This window comes from Flavobacterium sp. UM26 (assembly GCF_057922445.1).
This window is the reverse complement of record NZ_JBVHCY010000003.1, coordinates 247,916-272,537: the sequence shown is the minus strand read 5'-3', so window position 1 is coordinate 272,537 and position 24,622 is coordinate 247,916. Positions and strand designations below refer to the sequence as shown.

At 37.4% G+C, this 24,622-nt stretch carries 15 protein-coding genes; 14 read left to right on the top strand and 1 reads right to left on the bottom strand.

The window, feature by feature from the left end; genetic code table 11:
• The first annotated feature begins 207 nt into the window (after positions 1-207).
• The 9 genes from ACZ1AQ_RS05540 (at position 208) to ACZ1AQ_RS05500 (ending at position 11,003) form a co-directional block, all read left to right on the top strand.
• The gene (locus tag ACZ1AQ_RS05540; RefSeq protein ID WP_489631949.1) at positions 208-1,647 is read left to right on the top strand and encodes an MFS transporter; all 1,440 of its coding nucleotides are present in this window, start codon (positions 208-210) and stop codon (positions 1,645-1,647) included.
• Positions 1,648-1,744: 97 nt separating this feature from the next.
• A complete protein-coding gene (kduI, locus tag ACZ1AQ_RS05535; protein WP_489631948.1) occupies positions 1,745-2,581 on the top strand; it encodes a 5-dehydro-4-deoxy-D-glucuronate isomerase in 837 nt (278 codons plus the stop codon).
• Positions 2,582-2,606: 25 nt separating this feature from the next.
• Entirely contained in the window at positions 2,607-3,398 is a 792-nt protein-coding gene (locus ACZ1AQ_RS05530) for a gluconate 5-dehydrogenase (RefSeq protein ID WP_159683796.1), read from the top strand.
• A gap of 19 nt (positions 3,399-3,417) precedes the next feature.
• The gene (gene uxaC / locus ACZ1AQ_RS05525; protein WP_489631947.1) at positions 3,418-4,818 is read left to right on the top strand and encodes a glucuronate isomerase; all 1,401 of its coding nucleotides are present in this window, start codon (positions 3,418-3,420) and stop codon (positions 4,816-4,818) included.
• Positions 4,819-4,859: 41 nt separating this feature from the next.
• On the top strand, positions 4,860-5,882 hold the full coding sequence (locus tag ACZ1AQ_RS05520) for a PfkB family carbohydrate kinase (RefSeq protein WP_489631946.1): 1,023 nt from the start codon (positions 4,860-4,862) through the stop codon (positions 5,880-5,882).
• A gap of 12 nt (positions 5,883-5,894) precedes the next feature.
• On the top strand, positions 5,895-6,563 hold the full coding sequence (locus tag ACZ1AQ_RS05515; RefSeq protein ID WP_342692737.1) for a bifunctional 4-hydroxy-2-oxoglutarate aldolase/2-dehydro-3-deoxy-phosphogluconate aldolase: 669 nt from the start codon (positions 5,895-5,897) through the stop codon (positions 6,561-6,563).
• Positions 6,564-6,587: 24 nt separating this feature from the next.
• Complete coding sequence (locus tag ACZ1AQ_RS05510) at positions 6,588-7,403, top strand: SDR family oxidoreductase (RefSeq protein WP_489631945.1); 816 nt, start codon at positions 6,588-6,590, stop codon at positions 7,401-7,403.
• A gap of 38 nt (positions 7,404-7,441) precedes the next feature.
• Entirely contained in the window at positions 7,442-8,884 is a 1,443-nt protein-coding gene (locus ACZ1AQ_RS05505) for a tagaturonate reductase (protein WP_489631944.1), read from the top strand.
• A 502-nt stretch (positions 8,885-9,386) separates the two neighbouring features.
• Positions 9,387-11,003: a UxaA family hydrolase gene (locus tag ACZ1AQ_RS05500; RefSeq protein ID WP_489631943.1), complete on the top strand. Its 1,617-nt coding sequence runs from the start codon at positions 9,387-9,389 to the stop codon at positions 11,001-11,003.
• Between the two features lie 561 nt (positions 11,004-11,564).
• On the opposite strand, the gene ACZ1AQ_RS05495 is transcribed toward ACZ1AQ_RS05500, so the two are convergent.
• On the bottom strand, positions 11,565-12,584 hold the full coding sequence (locus ACZ1AQ_RS05495) for a LacI family DNA-binding transcriptional regulator (RefSeq protein WP_489632062.1): 1,020 nt from the start codon (positions 12,582-12,584) through the stop codon (positions 11,565-11,567).
• Between the two features lie 316 nt (positions 12,585-12,900).
• On the opposite strand from ACZ1AQ_RS05495, the gene ACZ1AQ_RS05490 reads away from it, so the two are divergent.
• From ACZ1AQ_RS05490 to ACZ1AQ_RS05470, 5 genes are all read left to right on the top strand, one after another.
• Positions 12,901-14,343, top strand: a complete 1,443-nt coding sequence (locus ACZ1AQ_RS05490) for a glycoside hydrolase family 28 protein (protein WP_489631942.1) — start codon at positions 12,901-12,903, stop codon at positions 14,341-14,343.
• A 111-nt stretch (positions 14,344-14,454) separates the two neighbouring features.
• Complete coding sequence (locus ACZ1AQ_RS05485) at positions 14,455-17,586, top strand: SusC/RagA family TonB-linked outer membrane protein (protein ID WP_489631941.1); 3,132 nt, start codon at positions 14,455-14,457, stop codon at positions 17,584-17,586.
• Between the two features lie 19 nt (positions 17,587-17,605).
• Entirely contained in the window at positions 17,606-19,393 is a 1,788-nt protein-coding gene (locus ACZ1AQ_RS05480) for a RagB/SusD family nutrient uptake outer membrane protein (protein ID WP_489631940.1), read from the top strand.
• A 41-nt stretch (positions 19,394-19,434) separates the two neighbouring features.
• Positions 19,435-20,988: a DUF4957 domain-containing protein gene (locus ACZ1AQ_RS05475; protein ID WP_489631939.1), complete on the top strand. Its 1,554-nt coding sequence runs from the start codon at positions 19,435-19,437 to the stop codon at positions 20,986-20,988.
• 492 nt (positions 20,989-21,480) lie between these two features.
• Positions 21,481-24,615, top strand: a complete 3,135-nt coding sequence (locus tag ACZ1AQ_RS05470) for a SusC/RagA family TonB-linked outer membrane protein (protein ID WP_489631938.1) — start codon at positions 21,481-21,483, stop codon at positions 24,613-24,615.
• The last annotated feature ends 7 nt before the right edge of the window (positions 24,616-24,622 follow it).

Here is a 24,622-nt window from a genome sequence, read left to right as displayed (position 1 = left end):
AAAAGTATGTATCGAAATCTCAAAGCCACTTATAAAAATGCATCATTTACCTTTTAAAAAAGCATTTTATTACATATTACTTAAAAATTAATCTAAAGTTTTATTACATCAAAAAAAAAGTAACCAAAAAATTGTATATATAAAAATATAATCTATTTTTGTGTAATCGATTACATTAATTATTATAATCCAATAGGCAATAAAAATATGAGCAACACTAAACTAGGAAACTACCGTTGGAAAATTTGCAGTTTACTATTTTTCGCAACCACTATCAATTATTTAGACCGACAAGTACTATCGTTGACTTGGAATGACTTTATTGCTCCTGAATTTCATTGGACGAATAACGATTACGGCAACATCACTGCTTTATTCTCTATATTTTATGCAACCTCCTTACTTTTTGCAGGAAGATTTGTGGATTGGTTGGATACCAAAAAAGGCTTTTTATGGGCCATTGGAATCTGGTCATTTGGAGCTTGTATCCATGCTTTTTGTGGAATAGCTACTTCTGGAATCATCACAGGAAACTGGTTGGTAGGTTTTGAAGGAGCAAAAGAAGCCATCAAAACAGTAAACGACACCGCAATGGTAATTAATGTAAGTGTCTATTTATTCATTTTTGCCCGATTGATTTTGGCCATAGGCGAAGCTGGAAACTTTCCTGCAGCCATTAAAACAACTGCTGAATATTTCCCTAAAAAAGACAGAGCCTTTTCTACTAGTATATTCAACTCAGGAGCCACTGTTGGTGCCTTGGCAGCACCAATTACCATTCCGTTTATCGCCAAATCCTTTGGATGGGAAATGGCCTTTATTATCATTGGAGCATTAGGATTTGTTTGGATGGGATTTTGGGTTTTTATGTATGACAAACCTGAAAAACACCCAAAAGTTAGTGCCGCTGAACTTGAATACATTCAGCAAGACGACATAGCCGATAGCAAAATTGCAGGCTACATTCCAGAAACAAGCACAAAAGTTTCCTTGGTGGACTGTTTCAAATACAAACAAACTTGGGCTTTTGCCTTTGGCAAATTCATGACTGATGGGGTTTGGTGGTTCTTCCTATTTTGGACACCGGCTTACCTAAGTTCTGTTTATGAAATGGATGCTACAGAAGCTGCATTACCTCTATTTGTGTTATACATGATTACCTTGCTATCAATTATTGGAGGATGGCTACCTACGTTCTTTGTAGAAAAAAAAGGAATGAATCCTTACGAGGGCAGAATGCGTGCCATGTTAATTTTTGCTTTTTTCCCATTATTAGCTTTAGTTGCACAGCCTTTAGGCTACATCAGTTATTGGATCCCTGTTATCATTATTGGGATTGCGGGAGCCGCACATCAATCGTGGTCGGCCAATATATTTACTACGGTTGGGGATATGTTTCCCAAAAAAGCAATTGCTACCATTACTGGAATTGGTGGATTAGCTGGTGGTCTGGGCTCAACACTAATCAATAAAGGCTCTGGAATGTTGTTTGATTTTAGCAAAGAAACCAATATGGCGTTTATGGGTTTCAAAGGAATAGAAGCAGGTTATTTCATCATTTTCTCTATTTGTGCCGTAGCTTATTTAATTGGTTGGAGTGTGATGAAAACATTAGTACCCAAATACCGTCCTATCACTGATTTATAATAGAACAGAAATATTATTTTTTAAGATTATCGAAAAAAGAAAACGAATTTCACATAACTTTTATACTTTTGTGTAATCGATTACAATATAAAATACCATGACAAAATACAGCTCTAGATACGCTTCTAATCCGCAAGCGGTAAAACAATATGATACCAAACAATTAAGAGATGAATTCTTGATAGACAACCTCATGGAAGAGGGAGAAATCATATTAACCTATTCTCATTACGATCGTTACATTGCGGGTTCTGCAGTACCTACTATTCCATTAAAACTTGAAGCCATAGACCCACTAAAAGCCAATTATTTCTTAGAACGAAGAGAAATGGGAATTATCAATGTGGGCGCTAAGGGAACAGTTATAGTTGATGGTACAAGCTATGAATTAGGTTTCAAAGACGCACTTTACATTGGTAGCGGAAACAAAGATATCCTCTTCAAAAGTGAAGATGCCAAGAATCCTGCTAAATTTTACATCAATTCGGCACCTGCACATACGAGTTACCCAACCCAAAAAGTAAGTTTGGCAGAAGCCAATAAACTTGAATTAGGTAGTATGGAAACAGCGAATCACCGTACCGTAAACCAAATGATCATTGGTGGTGTGGTAACTACCTGTCAGTTACAAATGGGAATGACCGAATTAAGACCAGGAAGTGTTTGGAACACTATGCCAGCACACGTACACGACCGCAGAATGGAAGTGTATTTTTATTTGGATATTCCAGAAAACCAAGCCGTTTGCCATTTTATGGGAGAACCGCAAGAAACAAGACATCTCTGGATGCAAAACCATCAGGCAGTGATTTCTCCACCTTGGTCCATTCATTCGGGTTCAGGAACAAGCAATTACTCCTTTATTTGGGGAATGGCGGGAGAAAATTTGGACTATGGCGATATGGATGTTTGCAAAATCACCGATTTAAGATAAATACTAACTTATTAAATAAAAATATATGTCAATCAACCTTTTTGATTTAACTGGAAAAACTGCATTAGTTACTGGAGGTGTTCACGGATTAGGAATGGCAATGGCAAAAGGACTAGGGCACGCAGGCGCAAAAATTGTGGTAAACGATCGCGCTTCAAGAGAGACGGTAGATCAAGCAGTGGCAGAATATAAATCTGTGGGAATCGACGCGTATGGTTACGTTTTTGATGTAACCGATGAAGCCGCTGTAATCGAAAACATTCAAAAAATAGAAGCCGAAGTAGGCCCAATCGATATCTTAATCAACAATGCAGGAATCATCAAAAGAATCCCCATTATTGATATGGAAGTTGCCGACTTTACCGCTGTTGTCAACGTAGACTTGATTAGCCCTTTCATTGTTTCCAAAAATGTAGCGAAAGGAATGATTCAGCGTGGAGGCGGAAAAATCATTAACATTTGCTCCATGATGAGTGAATTAGGAAGAGATTCGGTTAGTGCTTATGCTGCAGCAAAAGGAGGTTTGAAAATGTTAACTAAAAATATGGCAACAGAATGGGCCAAATTCAATATTCAAACCAACGGAATTGGTCCTGGCTATTTTGCTACTAGTCAAACTGCACCAATTCGTGTAGATGGTCATCCTTTTAATGAATTCATTATCAGCAGAACCCCTGCAGCTCGTTGGGGTGACCCAGATGATTTGCAAGGTGCGGCCATCTTTCTAGCTTCGAAAGCCAGTGATTTTGTCAATGGTCATATTCTTTATGTAGATGGAGGAATATTGGCCACTATTGGAAAACCTTCCAACGAATAATAACTTTTAATCCTGTCGTATGAGCACCACTTTTATACACGATAATTTTTTATTAGAAAATAAATATGCTGAGGAATTATACCATAATTATTCCAAAAATCAGCCTATCATTGACTACCATAATCACTTAAATCCACAATTTATTGCCGAGGATAAAATTTTCGACAATATTACCAACGTTTGGATAAATGGTGATCACTACAAATGGCGCGCTATGCGTACGTTAGGGATAAATGAGCAATTCATCACTGGTAACGGATCAGACAAAGAGAAATTTTTAAACTGGGCCAAAACTGTTCCTTATACCATGCGCAATCCTTTGTACCATTGGACTCACTTGGAATTAGCGCGCTATTTTGACATTTATGATTTACTCAACGAAAAGTCGGCTGAGAAAATATATGAAGAAGCTTCAGCAAAAATAAACTCGGCTGCTTATAGTACTCGCAACTTACTTCAAAAAGTTAATGCTGAACTGGTTTGTACTACCGAAGATCCTACCGATAGCTTGGAGTTTCATCAAAAATTGAATCAAAATCCTTTTCCAACGAAAATGAGTACGGCTTTTAGACCTGACAAAGCCATTTTAATTTCGAACGACGGATACAATGACTACCTAGATACTTTAGGGAATGTGGCCGAAATAGCGATCAACACCTATACCGATTTATGTGATGCTTTGAGAAAAAGAATTACTTTCTTTCATCAAAACGGTTGTCGTTTGAGCGATCATGGATTGGATCAGATTTATTTTGAAAACTTTACAGCCTCCGAAATAGACTCAATTTTCAAAAAGAAAAGAGAGAACCAAAGCATTACTTCAGAAGAAGCGTTAAAATTTCAAAGTGCAGTATTGTTATTTTTATCCGAAAGCTATCACGAATTGGGATGGGTACAGCAATTTCACTTAGGTGCTTTGCGTAACAACAATGCGCGTATGCACCGAATTTTAGGTCCAGATACAGGCTGGGATTCTATCGGAGATTATCCACAGGCTCAAAAATTATCTTCATTTTTAAATGCCTTAGATAGCAAAGATAAACTGACCAAAACCATTATTTACAACTTAAATCCAGCTGATAATGAGGTAATGGCTACAATGATTGGTAATTTTAATGATGGAAGTGTAAAAGGAAAAGTTCAGTTTGGGTCGGGATGGTGGTTTTTGGATCAAAAAGACGGAATGACCAAACAACTAAATGCGCTTTCGAATATGGGGCTTATCAGCTGTTTCATTGGAATGCTAACCGATTCTAGAAGCTTCTTATCGTTCCCAAGACACGAATATTTTAGACGTATTCTTTGCAATCTTTTGGGAGACGAAATCAAAAGAGGAGAATTGCCAAACGATATGGAATGGATTGGCAAAATGGTAGCCGATATTTCTTATCACAATGCAAAAGAATATTTTAAATTTTAAATAAAAAACAACCGTAAAGCTCGCAGCAAAAAAATAATATTATGAGTAAAGTAGTAGCATTCGGAGAAATTATGTTGCGCCTTTCGACGGAAAGACATTTGCGTTTTGCTCAGGCAAAAACTTTGGAAGCTTGCTATGGCGGAGGAGAATTTAACGTAGCCGTTTCTCTTGCCAATTATGGCATTGCTTCAGAATTTGTCACAAGAGTTCCCAACAACGAAATCGGGGCTTGTGCGGTTCAAGAAATGCGCAAAATGAATGTAGGTTCACAACACGTGGTTTTGGGCGGTGAGCGTTTGGGAATTTACTTCCTTGAAACTGGAGCTGGAGTGCGTGGCAGTAATGTGGTCTACGACCGTGCACACAGTGCAATGTCTACTCTAGAAAAAGGTACTATTGACTGGAAAAAAGCACTGGAAGGTGCTACTTGGTTTCACTGGAGCGGCATCACTCCTGCTCTATCAGAAAATGCTGCCGAAGCTTGTCTAGAAGCTATTCAAGCTGCTTCCGAATTAGGTCTTACCATTTCCTGTGACTTAAATTATCGCTCAAAATTGTGGCAATACGGAAAAAATCCAAGTGAGGTAATGCCTGAATTACTAAAGTATTGTCACGTTATTTTAGGCGATATTGATACTGCTTTTTTTATGCTCGGAAAACCAAAAGTAGCACCCGATTATAATGTTATTGACCAACTCCCAAAATGGTATAATGAATTACTAGAATATATTCCGAATTTAAAAGTAGCTGCTACTACCCTACGCTACTCAGTAAATGCCTCACATCAGAGCATAGGCGGACTTTTGTTTGATGGTAAAAAAATATATCACTCAGCAGTAAGAGAGGTCACTCCGGTGATTGACCGCGTGGGTAGCGGAGATGCTTTTATGGGAGGTTTGATTTATGGGCTAGTACAGTATCCAAACGATTATCAAAAAACGATAGCATTTGCAACGGCAGCTTGTTGCTTGAAACACACCATTGCTGGCGATTATAATTTAGCAACTTTAAAAGAAGTAGAAAACAGTTTAGATGGCGATTCTTCGGGATTAGTATCACGATAAAACAATAAAATTATGGCAAAATACACAAGAATCGAAGTAGCTACCGTAATGAAAGAAACAGGAATGATTCCTTTATTCTATCACGGAGATGTGGCACTTGGCAAAGAGGTACTCAAAGCCTGTTATGATGGAGGCGCTCGTTTGATGGAATTTACCAGCAGAGGCGATTTTGCCTTCGAAATTTTTGGAGCACTCAACAAATATGCGTTGGCGGAATTGCCCGGAATGATTTTGGGCGTGGGCTCGGTAACGGATGCCGCTGCCGCCTCGTTGTATATGCAATTGGGAGCCAATTTTATAGTGACTCCTGTATTGAGAGAAGATATTGCCCTAGTTTGTAACCGCCGAAAAGTACTTTGGTCACCCGGCTGTGGCTCGCTTACTGAAATCGCCAAAGCCGAAGAATTGGGTTGCGAAATTGTAAAATTATTTCCGGGTGATATTTACGGTCCCCAATTCATAAAAGGCATAAAAGGTCCATGTCCTTGGACGAGTATTATGCCAACAGGCGGCGTTTCAACTTCCGAAGACAATCTGAAAAGTTGGTTCGATGCTGGCGCAACTTGTGTTGGAATCGGTTCTCAATTGATTTCAAATGAAATACTAATCAACAAAGATTTTGATGGTTTACGAGAAAAAGTAAAACAAACCTTGGAAATCATCAAAGCCATCAGAGCTTAACGAACACCTTAAAACTGTAGCATTTTGGAAAATAATTTTTCGTTAGCAGAAAAAGTCATTGTAATTACTGGAGCAACAGGAGTAATTGGAGAGGCTTTCGTGAATAGTGTGAGCAAAGCTGGCGGAGCTGTGGGGATTTTAGGTAGAAATGAAGCGGTTGCCAACGAAAGAGCTAACGCCATTATTGCTGCTGGAGGGAAAGCTATTCCGTTAATCGCAGACGTAACAAACGAACAACAACTGCTTGCCGCAAAAGAAAAAATGCTACAACATTTTGGTAAAATTGACGGACTCGTTAATGCCGCAGGAGGAAATCAGCCAAAAGCAATCATTCAGCCTGAGCAAGATATTTTCAAACTAGACATTCCGGCTTTGGAACAAGTAATGCAACTCAATTTATTGGGAACGATTTTACCAACTCAAGTCTTTGGCGAAGCCATAAAAGAAACGGGTTCTGGCAGTATTGTCAATATTTCGTCTGTAACGGCTCATTTGGCGGTGTCAAAAGTACTTGGATATAGTTTGGCAAAAGCCGCAATTGACTGTTACACCCAATGGTTCGCCCTAGAATTGGCCAAACGATACGGCGATGCTATCCGAATGAACGCGATTGTGCCTGGATTTGTGCTAACCGAACAAAATAAAAGTTTGCTCACCAATGAAGATGGAAGCTGGACCGAAAGAGGAAACTTGATTATCAATAAGACTCCGTTTCATCGTTTTGGCACACCCAACGAACTCGAAGGAGCTTTGATTTGGTTGCTCAGCGATGCTTCCAAATTTGTGACTGGAACGAGAATCACTGTAGATGGCGGATTTGCAATGTTCAGCGGTGTCTAAAAGAACGAAAAAGAAATATTTATTTTATATATCTAGAAATGAAAAAATTAAATAGCGAAAACATAGGATTAACAGAAAGAAATCCGATAAAAATAGTACAATTTGGCGAAGGAAATTTTCTTAGAGCCTTTGTAGATTATGCGTTTCAGGAGCTGAATGATACCGTAAACTTTGATGCGGGCATAGCTGTTGTGCAACCCATAGAAAACGGGATGGTTCATTTGCTAAACGAACAAGATGGGCTTTATACCCTATTTATGAAAGGATTGAGTAAAGGCCAAGAAATCCAAGAAAAAAAACTAATTACCAATTTGGTAAAAGGAATTAATCCTTACAAAGAATACGAAAGCTATTTGGCATTAGCCAAAGAAGAAGCCTTAGCATTTATCATATCGAATACGACAGAATCGGGAATTGCTTATGATGCTAACGATACCTTGGCAATGCAACCGCCCAATTCTTATCCAGCGAAAGTAACTGCACTCTTGTATGAAAGATTCAAACATTTTAAAGGTGATGCTACCAAAGGATTGACGATTATTCCTTGTGAATTGATTAATAACAATGCCGAAACTTTAAAAGAAATCATTTTAAAATATTGTTCGGATTGGCAATTGGAAGAAGCTTTTACTTCTTGGATTTTGAACAGTAACTCTTTCCACAATACCTTGGTAGACCGCATTGTTCCCGGATATCCAAGAGCCGAAATAGAAGCCTACAACCAACAACTCGACTACAGTGACAATCTTATCGTAACCGCCGAAACTTTTTTCCTTTGGGTTATCGAAGGAGACGAAACGCTGAAACAAAAACTGCCGTTTAATAAAACCAAACTCGATGTCAAAATTGTAGCCGATATGCAACCGTACCGCACAAGAAAAGTACGAATCTTGAATGGTGCTCATACGGCTATGGTTCCGTTTTCGCTTATGTATGGAAACGAAACCGTAAAAGAAACGGTCGATAATCCTTTTACAGGAAGCTTCGTTCATAAAGCCATTTTTGAAGAAATTAACGAAACCATCGCGATGGACAAATCCGAGTTAGACGAATTTGCCGATGAAATTTTGGACCGTTTTAGAAATCCATTTATCAAACACAATTTGTCTAGCATAGCGCTGAACTCTATTTCAAAATTTAAAGTGAGAGTACTACCGAGCTTGTTAGGATATGTCGCTAAATATGGCAAAATCCCTACTCATCTCACTTTTTCATTGGCGTGTTTGATATTGTTTTATAAAGGAACTTGGAAAGGAAAGCTTTTGCCAGTAGATGATAGTACTGATATTACTGATGCATTTGCTGAAATTTGGAAATCAAGTACTACGGAAGAAGTGGTAGAAAAAACATTGGCTAACGTAGCGTTTTGGGACGAAGATTTAACGGCAGTGAGTGGTTTACAAGAGGCTCTAGTTCGTGCAATCGAAGAAATAAACAGCAACGGAATTGAAGTAGGTTTTGAAAATTTCAGCAAACAATAGTACGCTGATTTCTAAATACCTACAAGGTCCAAAAAAGACCTTGCAGGAATAACGACTAATAGTGTAAATAGGCGTGAAGTTTTGTAATGCAACCCTACTATACTAAAACAAACGCCTATAATAATTGAATAACAACAAAACGTTCTTTATAGCAGGAATTGCGTGAGGACAATGTCATTAAGTTAAGAGGAAGAAGAAAAAAAATAGCACGCAGATTCAACAGATTTAAACTGATTTTTCTGCGTAAATCTGCGTGAAAACAAAAAGAGTAATTCCTTAACTTGATGAGATTGCGCGTGAGGGATTGCTTCGCCAATTCGCTTCGCTCGTGTGCAGTGGAGCTCTCCCGATTTTTTATCGGGAAGCGGGAACGGATAGCCCGACCCGACCTACTGAGCCTGTCGAAGTATCGGGAGGGGCACGCCCAAAAAAAATCTTTGAAACGTTAGTGTTTTGGGAGATGGTTTAGAAAAATAATAGCAACATTTTATACTTGATTAAAATGCAAAAGAAATTAATAAAAGTAAATCCAACAGACAATGTAGCTGTTGCCTTAGTGAATCTTAGCGCTGGTGAGGTACTTTCGTTTGAAAACGAGACCATCACTATCGAAACGGATGTGAAGATGAAACATAAGATTGCGTTGCAACCTCTAGAAGCAGGCGACCGCATCATTATGTATGGTGTTTTGGTAGGAAAAGCGAGTTCGAGAATAGCAAAAGGAGGGCTTTTGTCTACTACCAATGTAAAGCACGAAAGTGATAAAGTTACTGGAAAAACAGAGTCTATTGGATGGACGGTACCCAATATTGAAAAATGGAAAAACCGAACGTTTATGGGCTATCACAGAGAAGATGGACAAGTAGGAACTGAAAATGTGTGGCTGTTTTTTCCGCTAGTATTTTGTGAAAACAGAAATATCGAAATCTTAAAAGATATTTTTGAAAAAGAGTTGATGAAACCCAAAGAGAATGATTACCAGCTTTTGTTGCGTTCGTTAGTGAAATCAGAAACGGGCGGCGCTGGCAATGAAGCTGCATCGAACGAAGCTAATTTATTCAACAACATCGAGGTAAAATTCATCACGCACCAAGGCGGCTGTGGCGGAATTCGTCAGGATTCATACAGCTTGGCCAAATTATTAGCGGGCTATGTGAATAATCCAAACGTGGCTGGTGCTACGGTGTTGAGTTTGGGGTGTCAGAACCTTCAAATTCAGATTTTCAAAGATGCTTTGAATGCTATTAATCCGAACAGCAAAAAACCGGTGTTGATTTACGACCAACAATCGATTGGAACCATTGAAGCGATGTTGAGTAGCGTAGTAAAAGACACGTTTGAAGCCATAAAAGAAGCAAATAAAATTCAGCGAACTCCAGCGCCATTGTCTAAGCTAAAAATTGGTTTGGAGTGTGGTGGTTCGGATGGTTTTTCAGGTATTTCGGCCAATCCAACTCTGGGAGTATTATCAGATAATTTAGTGGCTTTGGGCGGCACTACAATTCTTTCGGAGTTTCCAGAATTATGTGGAGTTGAGCAAGAATTAGTAAACAGATGTATTGATGATAAAGACGGAAAACGCTTTTTAGAATTGATGCAATGGTACGAAAAAACAGTAGTAGATGCTGGTTCTGGATTTGACATGAATCCTTCTCCTGGGAATATCAAAGACGGTTTGATTACCGATGCGATGAAATCGGCTGGAGCAGCAAAAAAAGGAGGAACGTCTCCAATTGTAGGAGTTTATGATTATGGAGAATACATTAATGAGTCGGGCTTTACTTTACTTTGTACTCCCGGAAACGATGTAGAATGTACTACTGCTATGGTGGGCTCTGGAGCCAATATGGTGTTGTTTACAACAGGTTTAGGAACACCAACAGGTAATCCGATTGCGCCCGTAGTAAAAATTTCATCGAATACTGAATTGGCTAACAAAATGCCGGATATTATAGATATTGACACAGGAGGTATCATTAAAGGAGAAAAAACAATTGAAGAAATGGCTGATGAAATGTTAGAATTCATCATCGATGTCGCCAGCGGAACCATTAAAACAAAAGCCGCTATACTGAATCAGAATGATTTTATTCCTTGGAAAAGAGGGGTTTCTTTATAATATTATGTGGTTAATGAATAGCAACTTTTTAATCTTAAAAGATTATTGCTAAATTTCACTACATTACTTTTAGAATTTTTTATTTGTTTCAAAAAAAAGCTGTTGGAGTTTATTTTCAACAGCTTTTTTGATGGAATGAAGTGGTTTGGGTTAATCGGTTAACTGGTTAATTGTTCAACTGGTTAACTGATTAAACCTTTCGCTCCTTGCGTAAACCCTTGCGAGCTTTACGGTTAAGTTTTCACTTATTATATATTCCCCCTTTTGGGGGATAGGGGGCTAAACTTTGCGTTCCTTGTATAAACCCTTGCAAACTTTGCGGTTAAAATTTTGCCACGGATTTGACGGATGAAACGGATTCATAGCGAATTTCGGGCAGTTAAATCTTTCGCTCCTTGCGTAAACCCCTGCGAGCTTTACGGTTAAGTTTTCACTTTTTATATATTCCCCCATTTGGGGGATAGGGGGCTAAACTTTGCGTTCCTTGCGTAAACCTTTGTGAACTTTGCGGTTAAATTTTCAAGTATAATAAATAACCTATTGTGGTGGTTAAGGGGGCTTTTATCTAGTTGACGATTTTCTGATTTGCAATTCGGGTTTGAGGACAACTTTCTTCTCTATTTTAATGTTGTCGGTATTGTTTATTTGTTCCAAAAATACTTTGGCAGCCATTCGTCCCATCTCAAGTGGAGATTGATCAACAGAAGAAATAGACAACTCTAAAAAACGAGTAAAAGGTTCGTTACCAAAACCAAAAACACAAAAATCTTCTGGGATTTTGATGCCTTTTTCTTTTAATTCTTGAATGGCGCCCAAGGCCGCAAAATCACTCGAAGAAAAAATAGCATTAGGAGGATTGGACAGGCTCAACAGTTTTGTTACTGCGTTGCGACCCGCGTCTACGTTACTCTTGGTTTGAATGACATAGTCAGGATTCCATTCTAAGCCAAAATCTTTAAGCGCTTGTTCGTATCCTTTGAACCTGTTTTCATAAATTTCTAAAGAGCGATCACCTGAAAAATGCGCAATTCGGGTACAACCTGCGTCAATCAAATTTTTGGTAGCCAAATAACCTCCTTCAAAGTCATCGATGGTCACCGAGCTTACGCCATCCATTTTTTTCTTTCTATCGAAAAAGATGAGCGGGACATTCTTATCTACTACGTGCTTTATAACAGGATCATTTTCTTTGGACATATTAGAAATAGACATCAAAATACCATCAACCTGAGCATTCATTAAGGTTGTAATGTTTTCAATTTCTCTTTTTTCGTCTTCGTGTGTTTGACAAATAATGACATGATAGCCTTCAGGATGCAACTCTTCTTCTATACCCCGAATAACCGATGCAAAAAAGTTTACATCAATACGAGGAACAATTACCCCAACATTATTGCTTTTTCCACTGCGGAGAGACTGCGCTAATCTATTTTGCTTATAATTCATTTTAGCGGCGGTTTCCAATACTAATTTTCGGGTTGCCTCGCTAATTTTTGGATTATTGTTCAAAGCTCTAGAAACCGTTGCAGCGGTGATATCGAGCTTTTTAGCAATATCATAAATTGTTGTTTTTTGGTCCATATATTGGATAAATTGTGAAATAGTTCTTGGTAAATCTACTAAAAAAAATACATTTAGCCCTTCTTTTGTTATCGATTGCATTAAAAAATATTTTTTTTCCTATTTAATGCTAACTTTTTATTTTTTGGATATTAAAAAAGCAGGATAAATTCTCATTCATTAAGAATATGATAAAAATTAATAACTTTTTTTTTACGACCCGTTTTTTTATAGCATTTTTTTGTTTATATAAAAAAAAATATTAGATTTGTGTAATCGATTGCATAATTGATATTCTTCCTTTTCAATTGAATTGAATAGCATAACCAAAACTAATATGAAACTCAACCATTCCATCGTTACACTTTTCTCACTGACCATTATTTTTACTTTTACTTTTCTAGCAAAAGCGCAAACAAATACTCAAAATACAGATAAAGTATGGATTCAGATGAATAAGGTAATTACCTCAATGAAACCAACTCAATTCAAAAACAAAGTATACAATATTTTAGATTTTGGTGCGAAAGCAGACGGAACCTTCAACTGCACCGAAGCCTTCAAAAAAGCTATAGCTGTATGCGCAAAAAATGGTGGCGGTAAAGTACTTGTTCCTAACGGAAAATTCTTCACGGGTCCCATTCATTTAGAAAGCAATGTCAATTTACATTTGGAGGACAAAGCCGAAATCTTATTTAGTACCAATACAAACGATTACTATCCGCTAGTACATACTTCATTTGAAGCAACCGAGTTAATGAATTACTCCCCTCTTATTTACGCCTACAAAAAAACAAATATAGCCGTTACTGGCAAAGGTACACTAAACGGTCAAGCCTCAAACGACAACTGGTGGTCTTGGTGCGGTAAAGATGAATATGGTTGGAAACAAGGAATGCCTAGTCAGAATGATCCTCTCAATCGATTTCGCTTAGTAGATTTGGCCGAAAAAAATATCCCTGTAAAAGAAAGAGTTTTTGGGAACAATGGGTACTTGAGACCTAACTTTATTCAGTTTTTTGAATGCAAAAACACCTTGATTCAAGATGTTACCATTACCAATGCTCCGTTTTGGATCATCCATCCGATCAAATCTACCAATGTTGTGGTTGATGGCGTAACCGTAAGAAGTCATGGTCCCAACAATGATGGCTGCGATCCAGAATACTCAAAGAATGTGTGGATTAAAAACTGCATTTTTGATACTGGAGACGATTGTATTGCCATCAAAGCAGGAAGAGATGCTGATGGGAGAAGAGTGGGCATTAAAAGCGAAAACATCATTGTTCAAAATTGTAAAATGTATGATGGCCATGGTGGAGTAACTATAGGAAGTGAAATATCAGCAGGAGTAAGTAATGTATATGTTGAGAACTGTTTGATGGATAGCCCCAATCTAGACCGAGCCATCCGAATAAAAACCAATGCCAAACGAGGCGGTTTAATCGAAAACATTCATGTGAGAAACCTTCAAGTAGGTCAAGTTAAAGAGGCGGTACTACGAGTGGATATGTTTTACTCTGTGTACAAGGGTGATAATGAAGGCCCCTTCATTCCAAGAGTAGAAAACATTACTTTAGAAAATGTACAAGTAAAAGACGGAGGAAAATATGGTATCCTTGCCAAAGGATATGCTACATCTCCTGTAAAAAATATTCTTTTCAAGAATGTTACCATAGACAAAGTAGGCAAAACATTTCAATTAGAACATGTTGAGAACCTTCGCTTAATCGACACCAAAATCAATGGCGAAAACATCAAAGAAAACTACAAACAATAAACCACAAACAATAAACCACAAACTATTAAGACATAAATTATGAATTTAAACCACTTTTCAAGTAAAAAAATACATCCTTATGGGTTGTTACTCTTGTTACTCTGTATGTTTATGAGTATACAAAGTTTTGCTCAAAGCACTACTATTAAGGGGATTGTAACCGACAATACTGGTTTGCCTATTCCTGGAGCCAATGTTATTGAAAAAGGAACGACCAACTCTAGCTCAAGTGATTTTGATGGGAAATACGCCATCAAAGTATCAAGTCCAAACGCCGTTTTAGTGTTCACCTACATTGGCTTCGAAAAGAAAGAAGTAAAAGCAAATGGAAGCGTCATTAATGTTTCCCTAAAATCTGAAGAACAAACTTTAAAAGAAGTAATTGTTATTGGATATGGAACTTCTAAAAAATCTGATTTAACGGGTTCAGTTTCTTCAATTTCGGGTGCTGATTTGAAAAAACAACCTATTGCTAACGTTGCTGAAACGTTGACAGGACGAGTTGCCGGGGTACAAATTACCTCATCAGAAGGTTCTCCAGACGCCGATATCAAAATTAGAATTCGAGGAGGAGGTTCATTAACACAAGACAGTTCACCACTTGTCATTGTAGATGGCTTCCCAGTAAATAGTATCAACGACGTTTCTCCATCGGATATTGATAATATTTCCATTCTAAAAGACGCTTCTTCAACTGCTATTTATGGTTCTAGAGGTGCGAATGGTGTAGTGATTATCACCACTAAAAAAGGAAAAAACGGAAAGTTAACCGTTAACTATAATACCTTTTATGGAGTAAAAAGCTTAGCCAACAAAATTGATGTTCTAAAACCAGAGGATTTCGTTAAACTTCAATATGAATATGCTGTATTAGATAACGATATTCCTTCTTACGAGAAATATTTTGGGCAATGGCAAGATTATGACCAATACCTAGGCATGAAAGGCAACGATTGGCAAGAGCAAATCTATGGTAGATTAGGCGAAGTAAAAAGTCATGATTTAGGCATTCGCGGAGGTTCAGACAAAGTGAATTTCAATTTTAACTACGCTCGTTTTGTCGAAAAAGCCATAATGGTTGGTTCCGATTTCAACAGAAATAACGTTTCGTTGAGTTTGAACAACAAAGCCAGTGACAAAATTGACCTTTCGTTTACCTTACGTTATTCAGACACTGAAATTAATGGTGGAGGTGTAAATGAACAAAGAGAAGTTTCGTCTGCCGATGCAAGATTACGCCATAGTGTGGGCTACTCTCCTATTCCTCTTCCTGGTTTAACAACAGATGATACCGATGAAGCTTTGTCTAGTTATTTAGTGAATCCTTTTGTTTCCGTGGCTGATAATGACCGTAAACAAGAGCGAACCAATTATAATATGCTAGGAAGTTTTGGTTGGAAAATCATTCCAGATCTACAATTCAAATCTGACTTTGGTTTAGACAATTACACCTATTCTGACAATCGTTTCTATGGTCGCTCTACTTACTATGTAAACAACATTCCTGCAGCAGAAAATCAAGGTTTGCCTTCGATTATCATCAGTGAACGTAAGGATACTCGTTTTAGAAATGCCAACACTTTGAATTATGATTTCAAAAACATCTTAAGTGAAAATCACAAATTGAAAGTATTAGTTGGAGAAGAAATGATAGATTCTCGTTCTAATCAAATTGCAAGCACTATTCACGGTTTCCTTAAGTTTTTTGATTTTAACAGCGCTAAAAACCTTTCTTCGCAAGGAAAACCTCAATCGGTTATTAATTTTTTCAGTCCAGATGACAAACTACTTTCTTTCTTTGGACGTGTGAACTATGATTATAAAAACCGCTATTTATTTACCGCAACGTATCGTGCTGATGGTTCCAGTAAATTTCTTGGCAACAATCGTTGGGGTTATTTCCCAGCAGCAGCAGTTGCTTGGAAAATATCTGAAGAGAAGTTTTTAAAAGATGTAAACTGGCTGAATGCTCTTAAACTAAGAGTAAGCTATGGTGAAGCAGGAAACAATAACATTCCAACAGGACAAACAGTTCAAAATTTTGAGTCTTCAAACTCTGCTTGGATCAACAATGTAACCAGCTATTGGTCTGCATCAAAAATCCTTGCTAATCCCGACTTAAAATGGGAAACTACAGTTACTCAAAACGTGGGACTAGATTATGACTTATTTAGCGGAAGGTTAAGTGGAACGGTTGAAATGTACAAAAACATTACCAAAGACCTTTTAATCCGTTTTCCCGTTCCTGGTACTGGCTATGATTTTCAATACCGAAATATGGGTGAAACACAAAACACCGGTATTGAAGCTTCACTTAACGTAATTGCACTTGAGAGACAAAACTATGGTTTGAACTTTTCATTCAATATCGGAATCAACAAAAACCGTATCAATTCTCTTGGAGTGATGCAAAACTTTGGTGAAGCTACTAACTGGGCATCTACTGCTATAGGAAATGACTTTGTGGTAAATGTAGGCCAACCCATCGGACAAATGTATGGTTACAAAAGCGATGGGCGTTATGAAGTTTCGGACTTTGACTTTAATGGAACTACTTATACTTTAAAAGCTGGTGTTGCTAATAGTTCTACTGTAGTAGGAACTGTAGTTCCAGGAAGTATGAAACTAAAAGACATTGATGGCGATGGTATTGTAAATGCAAAAGACTTAACCATCATTGGTGACGCCAATCCAAAACATACGGGTGGTATGGTAATCAACGCCAATGCCTATGGTTTTGATCTTTCGGCTGCCTTCAACTGGAGTTATGGCAATGATATTTACAATGCCAATAAAATTGAGTTTACTACTGCTACTCCAAATGGTCAATACCGCAACTTGAGCTCAGAAATGGCCGAGGGAAAAAGATGGACCAATCTTAATGCCGCTGGACAACTCGTAACCGACCCAACAGAATTAGCCGCATTGAATGCTAATACAACGCTATGGTCACCAATGATGGCAAGATTTGTATTGAGTGACTGGGCTATAGAAGACGGCTCTTTCTTGAGATTAAACACCCTTTCATTAGGATACACACTTCCTCAAGATCTTTCTGATAAAATTGGAGCAACCAAATTTAGAATCTACGCAACAGCTACCAATGTATTTGTATGGACCAATTATTCAGGTCTTGATCCAGAAGTTTCAACCAGAAGAAACACCCCTCTCACACCTGGTGTAGATTATTCACCATATCCACGAAGCAGACAAGTGGTTTTTGGTTTAAATCTAAATTTTTAATTTAAATAAGTAGTACAATATGAAAAAGATAGTAATTGCAGGAATAATTATAGCAGGCTTATTTTCTTCTTGTCAGGACATTGGAGATGACTATTTAGAGGCTCCAGCAAAATCAACTTTAGATGAATCAATAATTTTTTCTAACGCAGGTTTAGCCAAAGGCGCGGTGGATGGAATCAAAATACCATTTGCAGAAACCAACTCTTATCGAGGTCGCTTTTTACCTTGGTACGGATTAAATACGGATACCGAATGGTACAATACCTCGCAAACTGCTGGTGACAATGCCGATTTGTGTGTGTACGATGCCAAACCTACCAATACCCAAATGAATACAACCAATAACGCTTGGGCAATGATGTACTCCGGAATAGAAAGAGCTAATATTTGTATTCGAGGATTGAGAAATTTTGGCAAACCAGAACCAGGGACTGACTTGGGGTATCTTTTAGGAGAATCTTTAACGCTAAGAGCGATTTATTATGCTGATTTGCTAAAAACTTGGGGAGACGTTCCTGCTCGTTTTGAACCGATTAATTCGCAAACCATTTATTTAGCCAAAACCAATCGTGATGAAATCTACAAACAACTTTTAAAAGATTTAGAAGAAGCAGCAACTTTAGTTCCTTGGCCAAATCAAAGCCCTAATACTACTACTGTTGAAAGAGTAAACAAAGCTTTTGTAAAAGGACTTAGAGCTAGATTGGCTCTAGCTGCAAGCGGCTTTCAACAATACCCTGACGGCATTAGAAGAAGTAAAGATGCTGAACTTTCTGTAGAAAAAATGTATAAACTGGCTTTAGATGAATGTCGCTCAGTAATTAGTAGTGGTTCGGCTCGTTTAGAGTCTTCTTTCGAAACCTTATGGAGAAACTACAATCAAGAAAATATTGCCGCTGGTGGTGAATCGCTCTGGGAACTTCCTTTTGCAGATGGTAGAGGAAGAATGTTGTTTACTTTCGCTGTTAGACATACCACCAATGACCAATTTCATGCCAACGGAAGCAATCGTGGAGGTGCTGCTGGACCACTTCCTCATGTGTTTTATGACTATGATCAGGCGGATACCAGAAGAAATGTTACTTGTGTTCCCTACAAATATGGAGCTGCTGTAAACGGCATTGCAAAACAAGAATTGGGCGCATTAGATACTTGGTATTTCGGGAAATATCGTTACGAATGGATGAAACGTTTTGTTACTTCTACCAACGATGATGGTGTAAACAAAATGTACATGCGCTATGCTGAAATACTTTTAATGGCTACCGAAGCTGCTAATGAATTAGAAGGGCCTGCCGCCGCAGCACCTTATTTAAAAGAAATCCGTAGAAGAGCTTTTGCTCCAGCTCTACATGCTCAAAAAGTAGATAATTATGTAAATGCCTTAAACTCAAAAACGGCCATGTTCAATGCAATTGTAGAAGAACATAAATTTGAATTTACGGGCGAAATGGAACGTAAACAAGCCTTGATTCGTTGGAATTTACTAAAAGCCAAATTAGACGAAGCCAAAGTAAAAATGGCCAACCTAAAAGCCCGTTCAGGAGAATATGCTGATGTACCGAGTACCTTATATTTTAAGCTTGGAACAGACAATGTTACCCTAACTATCTATGGATTGAACAGAGGCGAAGTAACGAATCCTGGAGTTGATTATACCTCATTTGCTTGGAACAAACTTGACGACACCAAACTTAACTCTTTGTACAAATCAGGCGTTAATCCAGATAACAGACAATTTTGGCCAATATGGCAAGTATTTATCGATGGAAGTAATGGCAAATTGACCAATGATTATGGCTATTAGTCTTCTAAAAAGTAAAATAATAATTTAAGCTATCAATGACCATGAAAACAAAACATATCCTAAAAGGCTTACTTTCATTCATCTGTCTAGCAGTAATGGCAAGCAGTTGCGAAAGCTATAACGAAGAATTAATTGAGAGCTTAGTAACCGACAGAGCCTTTTCTCCTATTGGACTAACCGCCAAGGTAAAAAATCAAACAACGGTTGAACTTAACTGGACAACCAGCGAAGCAATCGATTATTATGTAGTGGAATTTAGCGCCGATGATACCGAATTCAAAACCATTTTCAAAACAGTAAAAGTAACCGCCAAAGAACTTCCTATTCAGGTAGCTCTTGAAGGCGAAACTACCTACTCGATACGAGTAAAAGGAATTAGCGCAACAGGACTTGAAGATTCAAAATGGTCCATTACTACAGCCAAAACATTATCTGAACAATTATTTTTACCCATAATCGAATCAGAAATTGAAGCAAAACAAGCCACTTTACGATGGGTTGCTAATAGTAATGTAACCCATATTACTTTAAATCCTGGTGCAATACAACGCAACTTAACTGCCGAAGAAAAAACAAAAGGAATTGCAGTAATTACTGGTCTGACTGGCGAAACACAATACACTGCTGATTTATTCAACAACACGAAGAAACGAGGAAACACGACCTTCAAAACAGGAATAGATATCGGGAATGGGATACTCATTAAACCAGAAGATAATTTAAATGATAAAATAACTAGTGCAGCATCTGGTGCGATACTCGTTCTAGCTCCAGGAGACTACAAAGCATTTTCAGGTACAATCACAATTAACAAACCTATTACCATTAGAGGGTTGTATAGCTTTAACAAACCATTATTACATGTGAATTTCCTAGTAACCAGTGGCGCTTCAGATATCACTTTATTGGACTTGGATATGAATGGCGATAAAACATTAACGGATGCTATTCGCTACAATTCAGCAAGTACTACTTATGGACCATTGGTTATCAGTGGATGCAACATTCATGATTTTGACCGATCTTTATTGGGAGGCAATGTGACCAGTGCAAGGGTTCCTTCAATTACCATTGACAACTGTATAGTGACTAACATTATCACAAATGCAGGTGATTTTATTGATTTCAGGACTACTTATGTGGGGGACTTAACTATTAAAAACAGTACATTCAACAATTGCTCACCAACTAGAGATTTTATTCGTATTGATGCCGCATCAGGTCTTTCTGGAACAGGATTGACAACAAAAGTCAATATCGATAGTTGTACATTATACAATGTGTGTAATGCTGCAGGAAATAGAATTCTTTATGTACGCTTTGTAACCAATGTTTTATCAGTTAGCAATACCATCTTTGCGCAAACCACTGCTACCTACTCAAATCAGGCCGGAACAACAGTACCAACTTTCTCTAAGAATAATTATTTCAATGCTGCGGCACTTTTTACTACCGCAGCCTCTCCAATAAAATTTGATAATTCTGGAACTCATACTACTTTAGATCCCCAATTTGAAAATGTAACCACAGGTAATTTTAAACTTAAAAATCAAAATTTAATTGATTCCAAAATTGGCGATCCTCGCTGGCGTTAATACTGTAAATAAATAACAGCTCAAGAACGAGACATACAAAATGTATGTCTCGTTTTTTTTACCTTACATCTAATACTCAACCCTTACTCAACTTATTCTATTTGAGCTTTTTGTATAAATATCCCTATCAAAATAACAATTGTTATCGATTACAAAATTTTAAAAATACTATTATGTAAACAAGTTTTAAAGAAAAAACAATACATAAAAAGCAGTTAAAAAATAAATTATATAATAATATGATAAAAAATAGCATATATTTTTTTACAACATGTTTTTTTAAGTGCTTTTTTTTGTTTATGTCGAAAATAATATTAGTTTTGTGTAATCGATTACATTTTTAATTTCTTTACGAATCAATCAGATATATAAGTTTTCAAAAAATCCAAAGAGTTATTTTTTTTTCAAAAACACCTCAATCGATTTCGAAACAAAAAGAAATGTTCCCAATGTAGGAGAAACCAAAAAACTAACTATTAACACTTTTAAACTATGAAATTGAACCACTTTTCAAGTAAAAAACTACATCCGCTTTGGTTGTTTTCGTTTTTGCTCTGTTTACTTCTAGCAAACGAAACCTATGCGCAAAGTTTGACCACTATCACAGGTAAAATTACCGACAATGCAGGCCTTCCTATTCCTGGTGCGAATATTGTCGAAAAAGGCACAAACAACTCCAGTTCAACTGATTTTGATGGAAAATTTGCTATAAAAGTAAGTAGCCTTAATGCAACACTTACCGTAAGTTATGTGGGACATCAATCAAGGACAGTAAAAGTTACTGGAGAAGTGATGAATATCGTTTTACAACCAGAAGAACAAAGTTTAAAAGAAGTCGTAGTAGTTGGTTACGGTACCGCAAAAAAAACAGATTTGACAGGTTCTATCAACACCCTTACATCTGCCAAAATAACCGAACGAAATGTGACCAACCCGCTTGAAGCCATTCAAGGAGGTATTGCTGGGGTTCAAGTTACCTCAAATTCAGGACGACTTGGTGATGGATTCAATGTTATCATTAGGGGAGCTAACTCTATCAATAAAGATGGGTCAAAACCACTATTTATTATTGATGGTGTACCCGCAGATGGAATTGATTTCTTAAACCCTCAAGATATTGCTCGAATGGATGTATTAAAAGATGCTTCATCAGCAGCGATCTATGGTTCTAGAGGAGCTAGTGGTGTAATTATCGTAACAACCAAAGGTGGCGCCAACGCAAAATCTGGATTTAATGTCTCTTACGAAACATCTTATGGTAACAAACAAGTAGCGCGTTTACCCAAATTTATGAGTGGCGAAAAATGGTGGTACTATCACCAATCTGCTTTCTTGCCTACATCGCTGTCTGCAACGGTAAAAACATATGCTGACATTACTCCTGCCCTATTAAATACAAATGTAGGAGCAAGCGGTACAAACAACGTGCTTTTCCAAAGAGTAGCTAACAACCAAACTTTCGACTGGACTGATGCTGTATTGAGAGGAGCCATGATGCAAAATAATTACTTGTCGGTTTCTGGCAGAGGAGATAATGGTTTGGCTTATAATTTAGCTATTGGACAACAAAAAGAGACGGGTAATATTGAAAATGAAAGCATCGATAAATACACTTTCAAAGCGGGACTAAATCATAAAATAAATGACAAATTCTCATTAGGTGTCAATTTGACTTTGGCTAAAACAGATGAGCAATTAGGAAGTCCGACAGCGATGCAAGAAGCTTTTAGACAAAATCCGTTTACTTCGCCTTGGGCAATTGATGCTGCTGGAAATGAAATCATAGGCACTTATGCCTTACAACCAGGAACGTTGCGCTACCCAAATAACACTTTGGCTATCAACAAAACGGGTTCAATAAACCCTCTTTTAGAAATTGCCAACTCTAGCGACGAGAGAAAAAGCTGGACAACGATAGGAAATCTATTTGCAGAATATAAAGCCAATAGCTGGTTATCGTTTAAATCGACTTTCTCTGCTGGAAAAGTAGAATCGAAACGAGGCAAAGCATTTGGAGCACAAACTAACATTGGTATAGCCAATAAAAACTTACCTTCGGGAGAAATTGAAAACTTATCAAATTTCAATTATACTTGGGATAATCAATTCAATATCAATTATACGCTAAAAGAAGATCACGTATTTAGCTTTTTAGGACTTCAGAGTTTGTACTCAAATATAACCGAAACTTCTTTCTTATCTTCTAGAGAAAACCCTTTCGATACCGGTTATTATAATTTGGGTTCAGGACCTCAGTCAACTTATAATGTGGCATCAAGCTACTTCAAAAATACGTTAAACTCGTATGCTGCACGATTGAACTACACCTTCAAAGGACGCTATTTATTGACTGCCACCACCAGATACGATGGCTCTTCTGTATTGGCAAAAGGCAACAAATGGGCTTCGTTTCCTTCTATCGCAGTGGGATGGAAAATTAACGAAGAAGGTTTCATGAAAAACTTAACTTTTATCAGTAATTTCAAACTAAGAGCGAGTATTGGATATACAGGAAACGATAATGTAACTCCATACTCAAGTTTAAGTGTTTTGAAAACCCCAACTTACTATGACTTCAACAATACGCTAGCCAATGGATACATTCCAGCTAGTTTAGGCAACAGCGAACTAACATGGGAAAGAACCAAAGAGGTAAACTTTGGACTTGATTTTGGATTTGCTCAAAACAGAATCTCGGGAAGTGTAGACGTATATGATAGATTGTCTAAAGATTTATTGTTTCAACAAGCGCTTCCGCTAGAAATTGGTGTTCCTACCATAACATCAAACGTAGGTTCTGTAAGCAACAAAGGAATTGAGGTGGCTTTGACTACCAAAAACATCCAAACAGAAGATGTTACTTGGGAAACCAGCTTTACTTTCACCAAAAACGTGAATGAGTTAGTTTCTATTTACAATCAAAAAGAAGTAAGCGATGTGGGGAATAATTTATTTATCGGAGAAAATATACACTCCTACTACAACTTTGTTTTCGATGGAATTTGGCAAGAAAGCGATAGAGCATTGGCAGCTACTTACGGCCAATTGCCAGGAGAAGCTCGTGTAAAAGACCTAAACAACGATGGCAAAATAGACGGAAACAACGACCGTGCTATCATCGGTAATTATGATCCAAAATGGACAGGAAGTTTTTCTACTTCTTTGAAAGTAAAACAATTTGACTTCTCATTATCATTGATTACCAATCAAGGAATGACCGTATTTAGTGATTTCCACAACAACTTTGCCGATGTAAACGACAGAGGACGTCAAAAATTAGACTTAAAAGATTGGTATGTTCCTGCTAATGGTGCGGGTGTAGCCGAACAATACTCAAACACTAATCCACTACCACGTGCTGCTGGTGTATATTATACTAATAACGATGTTGCTTTTTACAAAGACGCTTCTTTTGTTAAAATTCAAAATATCGCTTTTGGATACAGCTTCAATCAAGATTTGTTAAACAAACTAAAAATCAAAAACTTAAGATTGTATGTCAATGTATTGAATCCTTTTGTGTTTACAAAGTATGAAGGATATGATCCAGAATGGGCAACAGCCTCTCTTGGAGTAAATCGTGTAGCATCAACCACCATTCAAATGGGTGTAAGTTTAAAATTTTAAAGTAAAA